The sequence below is a fragment of the Porcibacter vitabionis genome (assembly GCF_046263795.1).
In the GTDB taxonomy this organism is placed as follows: Bacteria; Bacillota; Clostridia; order Lachnospirales; family Lachnospiraceae; genus Lachnocurva.
Map to the genome: position 1 here is coordinate 15,743 of NZ_JBJYZD010000008.1, position 14,742 is coordinate 30,484.

The following is a 14,742-nucleotide window of genomic DNA, read 5'->3' on the forward strand; positions in this document are numbered from 1 at the left end:
TTCTCCTTCCACTCTCTTCTCCCCCTCTTTTTCCCCTTATTTCTCTTCCAGTACTTTGGACAGCCGGTTCATGACGACCGCCGTATCCTCCAGAGAGCGGATGGCGCAAAGAATGGTATCATCCCCGGCGACAGATCCTACAATTTCCGGAAAATCCAACTTATCCAGGGCAGCTGCCACGGCCATTGCCATGCCGGATGCTGTCCGGATGACCAGAATATTCTGGGCATTATCCATAGACAGATAGCCTTCTTTTAAAATATGGATGTACTTCTCTGTCAGATTTTCTTCCGTTTCCTGATATGCGACATAACGAAGTCTTCCATCAGACAAAGCAACCTTTGTAAGTTTCATCTCCCGGATGTCTCTGGAAACCGTTGCCTGGGTCGTCTTAATACCGGCCTTTTCCAGTTCATCTGCCAGTTCCTCCTGTGTTCCGATCTCCTTTTTTATGATCAGATCCAGAATTTTGTTTTGCCTTTCGATCTTTGATATGGACATTGTTCTCTCCTGTTGTGGCTGCAGCCTATGTTGAGTTTTTCAATGCGTTTCCTTATTTATCCATAGATAAAAGAACGCCATAGATAAAAGAACGGACAAGGGCCCGATCTTTTAACTTTCTCTTAATTTCACGGAGATTCTCTCCAGAAAGTTCATCTGACTCAGACGGATCATTCGAGTGACTCGGTCTGATTTCTTGATCAAGACCCTGTCACCCCGCTTCATCTGCATGCGATGAAAGCCGTCAAAAGCAACGGTTGCCGTCTCATTGACATCATCATGCCGGACACCAAGTTCCACGATCAGCTCGTCCTCCGCATCTATGACGATGGCCCTGGAATTCAAGGTATGCGGATTCAGAGGATTTAAAAGAATGACTCTGGTCTTGGGATCGACGATCGGTCCGTTGGCCGAGAGGTTATAGGCAGTGGATCCGGTCGGTGTCGACAGGATCATGCCGTCACAATTATAAGAATAAAGCAGATTGCCATTAATATAAACTGTAAGATTGATCAAATTCAAGCCATCTGCCGCTGTGATGACAATATCGTTCAACGCTTCATGTCTGGTCGGCCTGTCACCGGTCATCCGGCCTTCCAGCATCATCCGGTCTTCGATCTCATAGGAGTCCGCCATCAGGCGATCGATGGCCTTCGGCACCTCTGAATCCGCCAGCTCACAGAGATATCCCAGATGCCCCCGATTGATGCCAATCAGGGGATATTCCCGGTCTCCGATACTCTGTGCTGCCCGGACCATGGTTCCGTCTCCGCCGACAGAAATGACACATTCGGTCTCTTTGGGGAAAGGAAGATCCAGAGGCTGCCTGCCCGCCGTATCCTCGATATAGAGGCAATGGGAAGCTGTTCCGCCTTTGCTTCGGATCTGTTCCTCCATTTCGCGAATCAAACCGGCATTCCGTTCATTCATATTCCTTGTGACAATAAAGAAATGTTTCATGCCAACCTCTCATGGGCCAGTTTTACGATGGATTCAATGTCTTCCTGTGAAATGGAAACCGGCGCCGGGTCTACATTTCCCTCTGCCTTACTTTCCGTCCGTTTCAGGTAGATCAGATATTCAATATTTCCTTCCGGGCCTTTGATTGGAGAATGATCCAAGCCACAGACATGATAACCGTTTGCCTCTGCAAAATCAGCGATCTCCCGGATGACATCCATATGGACCTTGGGGTCCCGGACCACGCCCTTCTTACCGACCCGTTCCCGGCCGGCTTCAAATTGCGGCTTGATCAGGCAAACCATCTCGGCATCCGGCGAAAGAAGGGCATGAACAGGCACCAGGATCTTAGTCAGGGAGATAAAGGAGACATCACAGGAAGCAAAGTCGATCCTCTCCCCGATGTCTTCCGGCTTGACATAACGGATGTTGGTTTTCTCCATACAGACGACTCTCTCGTCCTGACGGAGTTTCCAGGCGAACTGACCATAGCCGACATCGATGGAATAGACCTTTTTGGCTCCATTCTGCAGCATGCAGTCCGTAAAGCCGCCGGTCGAAGCACCGATGTCCATGCAAACCTTGTCTTTCAATACAATAGGGAAGGATTCCATGGCTCTTTCCAGCTTATATCCGCCCCGGCTGACATAGGGCATGACCTGACCCTTGACCTCGATCTCGGCCTCCGTATCAAATTTCATGCCGGCCTTATCTTCCCGGTTATTATCTACAAAGACATTTCCCTCCATGATCATGACCTTGGCCTTTTCACGGGATGGTGCAAGGCCACGGTTCACCAGAAGAATGTCCAGTCTTTCCTTCATACTTACTCCTTATTTCAGCTCCATCTCCTGGAGTTCCTTTCGGATCCGGTCTGCAATGGAAACCGGATCCAGGCCCAGAGCCTGCTTTAATTCCTTGACGCTGCCCTGCGGAATGAAGGCATCCGGAATCGAAATATTTAAGAAACGGCATTTCTTATGGGCAGACTCCAGAAGTTCTGCCACATGCATACCCATTCCGCCGCTTCGCACATTTTCTTCCATGGTCACGATCAGAGAAGACCGACCGGCTGCTTCCAAAATACAAGCCGTATCCAGAGGTGCTGCAAAACGAGCATTGACAATGGAAACATTGATTCCATAGAAGAGCAGATACTCCCGGACATAGACCGCCGTCTCCACCATACTGCCGATGGCAAAAAGAAGGACCCCGCCGGGCTCTCCCTGACAGATGATCTCGGCCTTTCCGATTTCTATGGGATCCCGTTTTTCTTCCAGGAGGGTGCAGGCCTTCCCCTTGGGATAACGGATGGCACAAGGCTGATCCAAAGTCAGGGCGAATTTCATCATATCCGAAAGTTCCCATTTATTCTTCGGGGCCATAACGCAAAGGCCCGGTATGGTCGTAAGATAGGACAGATCGAAGATCCCCTGATGGGTCTCTCCGTCCGGTCCGACCAGGCCGGCACGATCAATGGCGAAAATGACCGGAAGCTTCTGCAGAGCGACATCATGAAGAATCTGGTCATAGGCTCTCTGCAGAAAGGTGGAATAAACAGCAAAGACCGGCCGTAAGCCCTCGGCAGCCATCGCTGCGCAAAAGGTCACGGCATGTTCCTCTGCAATGCCCACATCGAAAAAGCGGTCCGGGAAAAGGTTCTGAAACCGTTTCAAACCGGTGCCGTCTGCCATGGCTGCCGTCACGGCTACGACCTTGTCATTCCGCTCACCCAGCTTTCGCATGACGGTGGAAAAGACATCGGTATAACTGGCCTGATGCTTGGCATCTTTTGGAATTCCGGTTTCAATATCAAATGGTGCTGCCCCGTGGAAGCGGGAAGGATGCCTCTCCGCCGGTCCATAGCCCTTGCCTTTCTGGGTAATGACATGGACCAGAACCGGTCCCTGGACCTTCATGGCCCTCCGGAAGATCTCTGTCATGGCTTCGATATCGTGACCGTTCACCGGTCCCAGATACATAATGCCCATATCCTCAAAGGCCATGCCGGGGATCACGATCTGCTTCAAGCCGTTCTTGGTCTTTCGAATCTTCGCGACAAGCTTGGTCCCGTAGATCGGGATCCGCTCCAGGGATTGGGTTACATTTTCCTTCAGGTCCACATAACCGGCGCTGGTCCGAAGGGCCGCAAGGTCGTTGGACAAGCCGCCGACATTGGGGCCGATCGACATCTTGTTATCGTTTAATACAATGACAAAATTCCGCTTCAAAACCGCGGCATTGTTAATGGCTTCATAGGACATGCCGCCGGTCATGGCGCCGTCACCGATAACGGAGAAGACATGATAATTCTCCCCGGTCAGGCTCTCTGCATAAATATAACCCAGACCGGCGGAAATAGAAGTTGAACTGTGGCCGGTATCGAAGGCATCGCAGTCGCTCTCCTCCCGTTTCGGGAAGCCGGACATACCGCCGAACTGACGGAGGCTGTCGAAGCCTTCTTTCCGTCCGGTCAGGATCTTATGGGTATAGGATTGATGGCCGACATCCCAGATCAGTTTGTCATGGGGCAGATCCAAAACCAGATGGAGTGCCATCGTCAGTTCGACGGTACCCAGGTTACTGGCCAGATGTCCGCCGGTCTTTGAGATGTGTTCTATCAGGAAGGAACGGATCTCCCGGGCAAGCTGGGGCAACTCATCCTTTCGGACCAGCTTGATATCATTCGGCCCGTGAATTTGATCTAGTACCATACTTACTTCTCCCTGTGCACCAGGAACTCCAGAAGTTTCGTTAAGAAACGATTCTCATAAGGCAGGGCCAGGAGCGTTGTAATACCTTCATCCGAAAGCTTGTTGACTTCCTGCTTGGCCCGCTCCAGACCGACAAAGGACAGATAAGTGACTTTCTGATTTCTTACATCCTGACCAACCTCTTTACCAAGAGTTTCTTCATCGCCGATGGCATCCAGGACATCATCGCGGATCTGGAAAGCCAGGCCGATCTTTCTGGCAACCTCTTCCATGGTTTTCACATGCTTGTCATCTGCACCGGCAAGAACTGCGCCAATCATCATGGAAGCTTCGATCAATGCTGCAGTCTTCTTGGTATAGAGGAAATTTAAACGGTTCAGAGAAATGCCATTCTGATCACTTTCCTCGATATCTACGACCTGACCGCCGACCATACCGTTGGATCCTGCCTTATCGGCAAGAATTTTCAATGCCTTGATGATCCGGTCGGAATCCTCGGGTGCCCGGTCAAAAGCACGGAAAGCAACTTCAAAGCCGAAATTCAACAGCGCATCTCCGGCCAGAATGCCGAGAGCTTCTCCATACTTGGCATGAGTCGTCAGATTTCCCCGGCGAAGCTTGTCATTGTCCATAGCCGGAAGATCATCGTGGACCAGAGAATAGCTATGGATCATTTCAATGGCTGCCATAAAGGGTTCTATGGCCTCTGACCGGCCGCCGAACAATTTATAAGTTTCCTCCATCAGGATGGGACGGAGACGTTTTCCGCCGACCAGGACGCTGTAGCGCATGGCATCATAGAGGTTTGCCTGATAGCCCTCTGCCTTGGGGAGTTCCCGAACCAGGATCCGATCCACTTCTGTTGCACGATAATCCAATTCCTTCTGAAAATCCATCTTACTCTTCCTCCTGATCCAATGGAGACAGACTGCCGTCCTCATTCAGCTTCTGAACCTTCTTCTCAACCCGGTCGATCTCGGCGTTGGCTAATTTCAATTCCCGAACGCCACGTTCATAGAGGCGGAAAGATTCTTCCAGAGGCAGGTTCCGATCTTCCAGTTTCTTTAATATGGAGTCCAGCTCCTGAAAGCGGTCTTCCAAAGTCGGCTCTGAGGACTTTCCTTCTGCATCTTTTTCTCTTGAGCTGTCTTCTATCGGATCGATCCCTTCCAGGTCTTCCCTCTCCAGATCTCTTGCTTCTTCCATCTTCATGCCTCTTCCTTTTCTCCCGTTTCTTCCATATCTTTCAGGTCTTCAATCTCTTCTGTCTTTGCAAGGATCCTGCCATCCTTCATTCTAAGATAGAATTCCTGCCCGACCTTAAGATCCCTGACCGAAGTAAAATGCTTTTTGTCCTTTGTCTCCGGATAGGCAAAACCTGCTTCCAGCCGCTTGACCGGGGATCTTCCTTCCAGTCCTTTGGCCAGAAGAGACAGGCGGTTTCTCTGATCCCGAAGCCGGTTTCCCATCAACTCACCCATCTTTTCATAGAGCAGGATCCTCTGCTTATCATTTCGAATCCGGATATCCATCCGTTCCAGGAGACGTTCTTCCGTATCCAAAAGATAGCGGCGGCGTTCATCCAAAAGCCGGTCCGGACTTCTGTGTCTTAAGAGTTCCGAGAATGCCTGCAGCCGTTCCCGCCTGCCATTCAAAGAGCCTGTCATAAAAAAATCCAGGCGATTTTTCCCTTCTTCCAGACGGTCCTCGATCGATTTGATATCTGATACAGCAAGCTCTGCGGCAGCCGATGGCGTCGGTGCCCTGAGATCTGCAACAAAATCTGCTATGGTAAAATCGATTTCATGCCCGACAGCCGAAATGATGGGCGTCTTTGCATTGAAGATCGCATAAGCAACCTCTTTTTCGTTGAAGGCCCAGAGATCTTCCAGGGAGCCTCCGCCCCGTCCGACGATCAGAAGATCCAGCCCCATCTCATCCAGGCGCTCGATCCCCCGGACGATGGATTCTGCTGCTCCTTTTCCCTGCACCTGTGCCGGGCAGAGAATGATCTGGACATAAGGGTTCCGCCTTTTAGAGATCTGAATGATATCCCGAATAGCAGCCCCGGTCGATGCGGTCACGACTCCGATCGTATGGGCATAGGCCGGGATCGGCTGCTTAAAACTTGGATCGAACATCCCCATTTCGGAAAGTTCTTTTTTCAGCTGTTCAAAGCGGAGGTAGAGATCACCCTGACCGGCCCTCTCGATCTTCTTGGCATAGATCTGGTACTGGCCGGATTTGGTATAGACACCGATCCGGCCATTGACTACGACTTTATCCCCGTTTTGCATGGGAAATGTAAGGCCGGTCCTCTTGTCACCTGCGAACATCACAGCAGAGATCGCAGAACGATTGTCTTTTAAAGTGAAGTAGACATGGCCGGAATAATGATATTTGAGATTCGAAACCTCACCTTCCACCGACAGGCGCTGAAGATTCCCGTTGTCCTGTAAAAGATCTGCAATATATTCATTTACCTGACTGACTGTAACTGCCTTCATTCAAACTCCCAAGGATCCCTTTCCGGCAAAACACGTAACCTGTACTGCTATACTGAATCAATCGATCTCAGGCAATCACACGTGCCAGAACGCCATTTATAAAGGCGGGAGAAGTCTCTTCTCCGTACTTCTTTGCAAGTTCTACGGCTTCGTTGATTGCAACGCCGGCCGGAAGCTTCTCATACTTCGCTTCGTAGATTGCCAGACGGATCAGAGTCAGATCCACCTTTGCCATACGTTTGGTTGTCCAGCCTTCTGCGGAAGCATTGATTGCATCGTCGATCTCCGGGACATGCGACAATAAGGTCTTGCATTTCTCCTCGATATAGGCAGAATCTGCTCCATCCTCTATGGGCGGATCGATCTCCTGTAAGAAAAGGTTGATCTGCTCCGGCAGATCTTCTCCTGCATAGAAGTCTATCTGAAAAATTATTTTAAAAATCTCCTCGCGGATCTGTCTTCTTGTCATGGTTCGCTTCCTTCTTTGTCCGGCTTCTATGATTACCGGTTTTTTATTACTGATTTTTCTGCATGCTGACCGTTGAGACCTTGACATCAACAGCCTTTACCGTAAGATCTGTCATGTCTTCCACCGTCGTCTTCACTTTTTCCTGTACCTGCCTGGATACGGTCAGAATGCTGTGTTCATAGTCGGTCACAATGATCATCTGAATCGTCAGGCTGCCTTCTGCATCGGCAATGACACGAACCGCCTTGGAAACTTTTCCGGCTCCGGCCTTAATGATATTGCTGCGGGTCAGACCACCGTTTAAATAAGCAACGCCTTCCACATCTGTCGCTGCAAGAGCTGCAATATTTGCAATCACTTCTTCCGTAACGGTAACGCCTTCACGGATCGTATAAATCTTATCAGCCATCTTTTTCCCTCCGTCTGATTGTGAATCTGTGTAATTTCATATATGGATTCTATTATACCATAGCCCCCGTGGCCTGGGCTTTAAATTTTAAAACCTGCTGATTCATGCCTGCTTGTTCATGCCTGCTTGTTCATGCCTGCCTGTTCATGCCTGCTTATTCAGGCCTGCCTGTTCCTGTGCCTTGTCAAAAGTCTTCCGGGTGGCCTTATAGATCAAGGATCCCAGTTTCTGATCATTTAAGGTCTTTACGATGGCAGAATAATAAGCATTCTTATCACCAGTGCTTTTGAATGCATGATAGATCTTGGTATAACTGCTGGGTGGCAGCTTAAAAGGCTTCACGGCAGCACGGATCTCCGCCTTCTGCTGGGACGTAAGAGGAGGAAGGGCAGTTTTCGGGGAATCTGCCTGCTTGACTGCCTTCTTTGCTGCCTTCTTTGCTGCCTTCTTTGCTGCCTTCTTTTTGTCTGTTGTCTGTGCTGCAGCCTGCCGACCGTCATCGGCCTGTTTCTTCTCTTCCGACTTCTTCTCTTCCGATTTTACAGGAGTCTGATTGGAAGTTCCCTGCTTCACTTCCTTCTTTGTTTCTATCTTCGTTGTTTCTGTCTTCTTTGGTTCTATCTTCTTTGTTGCTGTCTGCTTTGGTTCTGTCTTCTTTGGTTCTGTCTTCAATGTTTCTGTCTTTTTGGCTGCCTTCTTCGGAGCAGCTTTTTTTACTGCAGGAACTTCCGCGATCTGTTCTCTTCTGCTAAAGCGTACTTCCCGCCCGGCAAAATCCTGGTGATTCCAGAAATCTACGACCGCATTGAAGCCGGTATCCTTCGATACGACAACAAATTCCGTCTGATTGGTCTGGGCAACCAGATAGCCGGACAGGGCTGAAAGCTGAAAATCCAGATAATTCTTGGCCGTCTTTGCAACATGAATATAGCGGAGATTTGCACCGGAATTCACCACTTTGATATGTAATTCCATGGGAATGGTCGATGCATTCTCGCTGTAAAAAAGGATCACTTCATCCTCTTTTGTCAGCTTATCTATGCCTTCCCATCCGGCATAATGCACGTTTTCATAATCAATTAAATATACACTCATACATTTGTCCTGTTCCTTTGATATAACAAGACCCGGTAGGCAAGAATCGCAGAAACGGTTTTGGAATCCTGGATCTTCCCCTGGCCAATCTGATCGATCAGATCATCCAGATCCCACTCTTCCAGCCGGATCACTTCCGACTCATCCAGTTTCTGTTCCTTCTTCACCTTTAAACCCTCTGCCAGATATACATCGATAAATTCATTGCAGAAGGCTACCGTAGTCTTTAACGATAGTAGTTTTTCGAGGCCCTCACAGCGATATCCGGTCTCTTCTTCCAATTCTCTTTGTGCTGTAACTTTGGTATCTTCCTCCAGGGAATCTCTGGATCCTGCAGGGATCTCCAAAGTCCAGCGATCCAGTGCCGGCCGGTATTGCCGGACCATAATCAGTTTCCCGTCTTCTTTTACTGCCAGGACCGCTGCTGCTCCCATGCGATGAGAAACAAAGTCCCAGGTCTCATGACCTCCGTCCGGGAGAAGCATCTGATCCTCATAAATATCTAAAATAGATCCTCTATGGATTAATTTACGGTCTACCCGTACGACATGCTTATCTTTTAAATAGTCTTCCATGCTGTTTCGATTCTGCCTTCCTTCGCCTGATACATAGCCCGCTGATCGAAAAGAGAAAAGAGGCAGCCCGCAATAATGCCAGCTGCCTCTTTTTCATTTTCTGTTTGCTGCTGCCTGATATGAACGATAGAACTGCTTTCTACCGACTTTAAATTTCATTGGATGGAATCACTTTGCGTAATCAGTCACTCGAGATTCACGAATTACATTGACCTTGATCTGGCCCGGATACTTCATTTCTGCCTCGATCTTCTTAGCAACATCTCTTGCAAGAAGCACCATGCCGGCATCGTCGATCTGATCCGGAATCACCATGATCCTGACTTCACGGCCTGCCTGGATGGCATAAGATTTTTCAACACCCTTAAAGCTGTTGGTAATCTCCTCCAGCTGAGTCAGACGCTGAGTATAGGCTTCCATAGTCTCACGGCGAGCACCCGGACGAGCGGCACTGATGGTATCTGCAGCCTGTACAAGACATGCAATCAGGCTTTCCGGTTCTACATCTCCGTGATGGGATGCGATCGCATTGACAATGACCGGATCCTCTTTATACTTCTTGGCAATTTCTACACCGAGCTGTACATGGGATCCTTCTCTTTCCCGATCTACTGCCTTACCGATATCATGAAGCAGACCGGCACGTTTTGCCATACGGACATCGACACCAACTTCAACTGCTAAAAGGCCGCAGAGTTCTGCAACTTCGATCGAATGCTTTAAGCCATTCTGACCATAACTGGTTCGGAATTTCATTCTTCCGAGTAATTTGATCAGTTCCGGATGCAAGCCATGAACACCGGCTTCCAAAGCAGCCTCTTCACCGGCCTCCCGGATCGTATTATCCACTTCTTTCTTGGCCTGATTTACCATTTCCTCAATTCTGCTGGGATGGATCCGTCCATCCACGATCAGCTTCTCCAGGGCGACCCTTGCGATCTCCCGGCGAACCGGATCAAAGGCAGACAGGACAACGGCTTCCGGCGTATCATCAATGATCAATTCTACTCCGGTCAAGGTCTCCAGGGTACGAATATTTCTTCCCTCTCGTCCGATAATTCTTCCCTTCATATCATCATTTGGAAGCTGGACCACTGAGATCGTAGCCTCTGCCACATGATCTGCCGAACACTTCTGAATGGCAGTGACAAGAATATCCTTTGCCTTCTTATTGGCATCTTCCTTCGCAGCTGCCAGGGTTTCCTTCACAAGCTTAGCTGCATCCAGATGAACATCTGCTTCCAAAGAGTCTAAGAGTGTTTTCTTTGCCTGGTCTCTGGTCAAACCCGAAATTCTCTCGAGCTCCTGTATTCTCTTTTGATGAAGCTTATCCAAATCAGATTGTCTCTTTCGAAGATCTTCCTCTCTTTTGTTAAGAGCCTGTTCCTTCTGAGCGCAAGATTCCAGCTTCCGGTCCAAATTCTCTTCCTTCTGCTGCACCCGTCTCTCATTCTTGGAAATCTCGGAACGTCTTTCTGAGATCTCCTTTTCCAGATCATTTCTGGTCTTCAGATTCTCTTCCTTGGCTTCCAGTAATGCTTCACGCTTCTTGGCATTTCCTTCTTCTATCGCATCATCAACGATTTTCCTGGCCTTCTTCTCAGCACTGTCCATCTTTTCTGCATCATCTTTTGCATGCTGCATGTCCGATAATCTTTTGCCAATGAAGAATGCCACTGCAAAACATGCGATAGCAACAACAATCGTAATTACTACCTCCACAGGAGCACCTCCTCTATTCAATTGTCTATGTACGGTTAACTGTATTGAAAACTTGAAAAAATATATGAAATATTATTCAACTTACAACAGTTTTATTGTACATATTCACAGAATTAAAGTCAATGCCGGTGCATAGGCTCATTGAAAGTTTTCCTCTTGAAAACGATGTATGACATCCAAGATATCCCCTGTCTCAAAGCCTCGGGAAGCCAGAAATCGACAGGCCCTGGCCTCCTCTTTCCGGCAGATCCTGCCATCCGGATCAAAAAGACTATAATGCTTTTGCTCCAGAAGTTTTCGGATTTGATCTTTCGGATCTGTCTGATTCTCTTCTTCCATGGCCAGACGAATGATCTCATCGGAGATTCCTTTCTTCTTCAGATCCTGATTCAGGCGTCTTCTGCTCTTTGCCTCCTGATGATAGCGGATGTAATTTCTCGCATAACGCTCGTCATCAATGTAATGAAAGGATTCGACGTAGGATATGGCATTTTCGATTGCTTCCGGCAGATATCCGGCTTCCTTCAGGCGGTTGGAAAGCTCTGCCTTACTTCGGTCCATTTGTTCCAGAAGATGCATGGCCTTTTTTCTCGCCCGCGGGATCATGATCTCCTGTAAGATCTTTTGATAGATCTCCCGGCTTAACTCCTGTCCTTCTTTCAAATCATAGTGATAGATCTCTTTCCGATAGAGAATGAAGCCGGTTCCATCGTCAAGACAGATCCGGCTTCTTTGTTTTGAATTCGGACAGGGAAGAATCTCCCTGATGATCATCATTCTTCTTTCTCTTCTTTCAAGGGATCGCTGTCCGTATCTGTATCATCCGGCAGAAGGTCTGCATCCATTCCATAATGTGCTCTGACCTGATTCTCGATCTCCATGCAAACAGCAGGGTTCTGATGGAGATAGTCCTTGGCATTCTCACGTCCCTGACCGATCTTCTCTCCCTTGTATGCGTACCAGGCACCGGACTTATTGACGATATCCAGGTTGGCAGCAATATCCAGGATATCACCCTCCTTAGAAATGCCCTTTCCGAACATGATATCGAATTCCGCCTGTTTGAAAGGCGGCGCGATCTTATTCTTCACCACTTTGACACGGGTACGGTTGCCGATGATATCGCCGCCCTGCTTAATGGATTCGATTCGGCGGACATCCAGACGTACGGAAGCATAGAACTTCAAGGCACGGCCACCGGTCGTTGTCTCGGGATTACCGAACATGATACCGACTTTTTCACGGAGCTGGTTAATGAAGATCACAATACAGTTGGTCTTACTGATCACACCGGTCAGCTTCCGCAAAGCCTGGGACATGAGGCGGGCCTGAAGGCCGACATGGGAATCTCCCATCTCACCGTCGATCTCTGCCTTGGGAACCAGAGCAGCAACCGAGTCCACGACTACGATATCGACCGCACCGGAACGAACCATGGTCTCGCAGATTTCCAAAGCCTGTTCTCCGCTGTCCGGCTGGGAGATGTAGAGATTATCAATATCCACGCCAATATTCCGGGCATAGACCGGATCCAGGGCATGCTCTGCATCGATAAATCCTGCAATACCACCCCTCTTCTGTACTTCAGCCAGGCAGTGCAGGGCCAGAGTCGTCTTACCGGAAGATTCCGGTCCGTAGATCTCTACCACACGGCCCTTGGGAAGTCCGCCCTGTCCCAGGGCAATATCCAGGCTTAAGGATCCTGTTGGAACTGTTTCCACCTTCATATTCTGGGAATTGTCCCCGAGTTTCATGACAGAGCCCCTGCCGTACTGCTTCTCTATCTGCGCAATCGCTGCATCCAGTGCTTTCAAGCGATCATTCTTATCCTTTGTTCCCGCCATTTCAATCTCCTTTTCATCATGCATTCCGGATCAGGAAGATATCGAACAACTGTTCGATTGAACTGTTCCTATCCTAAACCAGTTCGATCTTCCTGTCAATCCTGTCCGGGGAATTTCTTTTCTTTATTTTAACGGAAATTTTCTTCCCATGCCGATTGGAATTCTAAATTTTTACCGAAGAATCTAAAGAAATCATGAAGCATAGGCCGGTGATAATATCCAGCCTGTCATCCCGGTGAAAAGTCAGCTGACATGATCTGTTTTGATCCGGTCAGTTTCTCGAAAATTCTTCGAGTTTCAAGCCCTTGTTTCGATCCAGGGTCATGCCGATCGACCACTCGTTGACCCAGAGAAGCAAGGGTCTGCCTTTCATATCCAGGACTTTCTTCATATCCGAGGTACCGGCGATCTGGTCTACATTGATCTCATCCGGATTCTGGATCCAGCGGATGTACTCATAGGGAAGATTTTCCAGAAGAATCTCTACATTGTATTCACTCTGCAGACGGAATTTCAGAACATCAAACTGAAGGACGCCGACAACGCCGACGATGATCTCTTCCATGTTGCCCTTATATTCCTGGAACATCTGGATGGCACCTTCCTGGGCGATCTGGTTGATCCCTTTGACGAACTGTTTTCGTTTCATGGAATCCAGAAGGCGGCAGCGGGCAAAGTGCTCCGGTGCGAAGGTCGGGATCCCTTCAAAGGCAAAGTGGTCTTTGGATGAAGTCAGGGTGTCACCGATACTGTAAATGCCGGGATCGAAAATACCGATGATATCACCGGCATAGGCCTCTGTCACCATCTTCCGCTCTTCTGCCATCATCTGCTGAGGCTGGGAGAGACGGACCATCTTCTTGCCCTGTACATGATAGGCATCCATACCGGCTGTAAACTTTCCGGAACAGATCCGCATGAAGGCGATCCGGTCTCTGTGGTTTTTATTCATATTGGCCTGGATCTTGAAAACAAAGGCCGAGAAATCCGGATTAAAGGGGTCAATCTCTCCCTGGTCGGACTGACGGGGCAGGGGGGATGTCGTCATATCCAGGAAATGGCAAAGGAAGGTCTCCACGCCGAAATTGGTCAGGGCGGATCCGAAAAAGACCGGAGTCTCTTCGCCCTTTGCAACCCGTTTCATATCCAGAGGCACTGCTGCGCCGTCCAAAAGTTCCATCTCATCGTTCAGCCTGGATAAGGCCTGGTCGCCAATGGCCCCGGCTAAAGCAGGATCATCAATGGACAGATCCTCTTCCACGCCCTCTTTGGTTCCCTTTAAAGTATCGGAATAGAGAAGAACATTCCGGCTCTTTCTGTCATAGACGCCACGGAATTCCTTACCGGAACCGATGGGCCAGTTGACCGGGCAGGTATCGATCCCCAGTTCCTTTTCGATGTCATCCATAAGTTCAAAAGGATCTCTGGCATCCCGGTCCATTTTATTGATAAAGGTGAAGATCGGTATATGCCGCATGACGCAGACTTTAAAAAGTTTTCTGGTCTGGGGCTCCACGCCCTTGGCGCCGTCGATGACCATGACGGCAGAGTCTGCGGCCATAAGGGTTCGATAGGTATCTTCCGAGAAATCCTGGTGTCCCGGCGTGTCCAGTATATTGATGCAATAGCCCTTGTAGTTAAACTGGAGAACGGAGGATGTTACAGAAATACCACGCTGTTTCTCGATCTCCATCCAGTCGGATACCGCATGTCTGGCAGTTGCCTTTCCTTTGACCGAACCGGCCTGATTGATCTGGCCTCCGTAGAGAAGGAACTTCTCTGTCAGAGTCGTCTTACCGGCATCGGGGTGGGAAATAATGGCGAAGGTCCGCCTTTTCTCGATTTCTTCACGTAAACTTGCCACTTTTTTCTCCTTTTCCTCTACATGGAAAGAACCCCGTCCTAGGACGAGGTTCTCAGATTTGATTCTTCCCTGATACAGGAAC

The 14,742-nt window shown here is 49.0% G+C and carries 15 protein-coding genes; all 15 read right to left on the bottom strand.

Features of this window, described 5'->3' with window-relative positions; genetic code table 11:
* Positions 1-36: 36 nt before the first annotated feature.
* Positions 37-501 carry an arginine repressor gene (argR, locus tag ACKX2L_RS07260; protein ID WP_497551053.1) on the bottom strand — a complete coding sequence of 155 codons (465 nt, stop codon included), beginning with the start codon at positions 499-501 and terminating at the stop codon, positions 37-39.
* 111 nt (positions 502-612) lie between these two features.
* Positions 613-1,461, bottom strand: a complete 849-nt coding sequence (locus ACKX2L_RS07265) for an NAD(+)/NADH kinase (protein WP_497551054.1) — start codon at positions 1,459-1,461, stop codon at positions 613-615.
* Positions 1,458-2,285 (bottom strand): TlyA family RNA methyltransferase, encoded by an 828-nt coding sequence (locus ACKX2L_RS07270; RefSeq protein WP_497551055.1) that lies wholly within the window; start codon positions 2,283-2,285, stop codon positions 1,458-1,460. Before ACKX2L_RS07270 ends, ACKX2L_RS07265 begins: the two co-directional genes overlap by 4 nt.
* Before the next feature lie 9 nt (positions 2,286-2,294).
* A complete protein-coding gene (gene dxs / locus ACKX2L_RS07275) occupies positions 2,295-4,175 on the bottom strand; it encodes a 1-deoxy-D-xylulose-5-phosphate synthase (protein ID WP_497551056.1) in 1,881 nt (626 codons plus the stop codon).
* 2 nt (positions 4,176-4,177) lie between these two features.
* Entirely contained in the window at positions 4,178-5,071 is an 894-nt protein-coding gene (locus ACKX2L_RS07280; protein ID WP_497551057.1) for a polyprenyl synthetase family protein, read from the bottom strand.
* Position 5,072: 1 nt separating this feature from the next.
* On the bottom strand, positions 5,073-5,381 hold the full coding sequence (xseB, locus tag ACKX2L_RS07285) for an exodeoxyribonuclease VII small subunit (RefSeq protein ID WP_497551058.1): 309 nt from the start codon (positions 5,379-5,381) through the stop codon (positions 5,073-5,075).
* A 2-nt stretch (positions 5,382-5,383) separates the two neighbouring features.
* Positions 5,384-6,682 carry an exodeoxyribonuclease VII large subunit gene (gene xseA, locus ACKX2L_RS07290; protein WP_497551059.1) on the bottom strand — a complete coding sequence of 433 codons (1,299 nt, stop codon included), beginning with the start codon at positions 6,680-6,682 and terminating at the stop codon, positions 5,384-5,386.
* Between the two features lie 67 nt (positions 6,683-6,749).
* Positions 6,750-7,151 (bottom strand): transcription antitermination factor NusB, encoded by a 402-nt coding sequence (nusB, locus tag ACKX2L_RS07295; protein WP_497551060.1) that lies wholly within the window; start codon positions 7,149-7,151, stop codon positions 6,750-6,752.
* Between the two features lie 46 nt (positions 7,152-7,197).
* Positions 7,198-7,560, bottom strand: coding sequence for an Asp23/Gls24 family envelope stress response protein (locus ACKX2L_RS07300; RefSeq protein WP_497551061.1), 363 nt, complete (start codon positions 7,558-7,560; stop codon positions 7,198-7,200).
* A gap of 144 nt (positions 7,561-7,704) precedes the next feature.
* Positions 7,705-8,655, bottom strand: a complete 951-nt coding sequence (locus ACKX2L_RS07305; protein WP_497552963.1) for a PIN domain-containing protein — start codon at positions 8,653-8,655, stop codon at positions 7,705-7,707.
* On the bottom strand, positions 8,652-9,230 hold the full coding sequence (locus tag ACKX2L_RS07310) for an NUDIX hydrolase (protein ID WP_497551063.1): 579 nt from the start codon (positions 9,228-9,230) through the stop codon (positions 8,652-8,654). Before ACKX2L_RS07310 ends, ACKX2L_RS07305 begins: the two co-directional genes overlap by 4 nt.
* A gap of 168 nt (positions 9,231-9,398) precedes the next feature.
* On the bottom strand, positions 9,399-10,895 hold the full coding sequence (gene rny, locus ACKX2L_RS07315) for a ribonuclease Y (RefSeq protein WP_497551148.1): 1,497 nt from the start codon (positions 10,893-10,895) through the stop codon (positions 9,399-9,401).
* A gap of 195 nt (positions 10,896-11,090) precedes the next feature.
* On the bottom strand, positions 11,091-11,729 hold the full coding sequence (locus tag ACKX2L_RS07320; RefSeq protein WP_497551064.1) for a regulatory protein RecX: 639 nt from the start codon (positions 11,727-11,729) through the stop codon (positions 11,091-11,093).
* Complete coding sequence (recA, locus tag ACKX2L_RS07325) at positions 11,726-12,796, bottom strand: recombinase RecA (RefSeq protein WP_497551065.1); 1,071 nt, start codon at positions 12,794-12,796, stop codon at positions 11,726-11,728. The genes ACKX2L_RS07320 and recA overlap by 4 nt, the downstream gene beginning before the upstream one ends.
* 271 nt (positions 12,797-13,067) lie before the next feature.
* Positions 13,068-14,660, bottom strand: a complete 1,593-nt coding sequence (locus tag ACKX2L_RS07330) for a peptide chain release factor 3 (protein ID WP_497551066.1) — start codon at positions 14,658-14,660, stop codon at positions 13,068-13,070.
* Positions 14,661-14,742 lie beyond the last annotated feature (82 nt).

Coding starts and splice junctions, on each gene's coding strand:
- ACKX2L_RS07320 (WP_497551064.1), bottom strand. CDS start 11,729: ATGATGATCATCAGGGAGATTCTTCCCTGTCCGAATTCAAAACAAAGA.
- ACKX2L_RS07305 (WP_497552963.1), bottom strand. CDS start 8,655: ATGAGTGTATATTTAATTGATTATGAAAACGTGCATTATGCCGGATGG.
- recA (WP_497551065.1), bottom strand. CDS start 12,796: ATGGCGGGAACAAAGGATAAGAATGATCGCTTGAAAGCACTGGATGCA.
- argR (WP_497551053.1), bottom strand. CDS start 501: ATGTCCATATCAAAGATCGAAAGGCAAAACAAAATTCTGGATCTGATC.
- dxs (WP_497551056.1), bottom strand. CDS start 4,175: ATGGTACTAGATCAAATTCACGGGCCGAATGATATCAAGCTGGTCCGA.
- xseA (WP_497551059.1), bottom strand. CDS start 6,682: ATGAAGGCAGTTACAGTCAGTCAGGTAAATGAATATATTGCAGATCTT.
- ACKX2L_RS07300 (WP_497551061.1), bottom strand. CDS start 7,560: ATGGCTGATAAGATTTATACGATCCGTGAAGGCGTTACCGTTACGGAA.
- xseB (WP_497551058.1), bottom strand. CDS start 5,381: ATGGAAGAAGCAAGAGATCTGGAGAGGGAAGACCTGGAAGGGATCGAT.
- ACKX2L_RS07265 (WP_497551054.1), bottom strand. CDS start 1,461: ATGAAACATTTCTTTATTGTCACAAGGAATATGAATGAACGGAATGCC.
- ACKX2L_RS07280 (WP_497551057.1), bottom strand. CDS start 5,071: ATGGATTTTCAGAAGGAATTGGATTATCGTGCAACAGAAGTGGATCGG.
- ACKX2L_RS07310 (WP_497551063.1), bottom strand. CDS start 9,230: ATGGAAGACTATTTAAAAGATAAGCATGTCGTACGGGTAGACCGTAAA.
- ACKX2L_RS07270 (WP_497551055.1), bottom strand. CDS start 2,285: ATGAAGGAAAGACTGGACATTCTTCTGGTGAACCGTGGCCTTGCACCA.
- nusB (WP_497551060.1), bottom strand. CDS start 7,151: ATGACAAGAAGACAGATCCGCGAGGAGATTTTTAAAATAATTTTTCAG.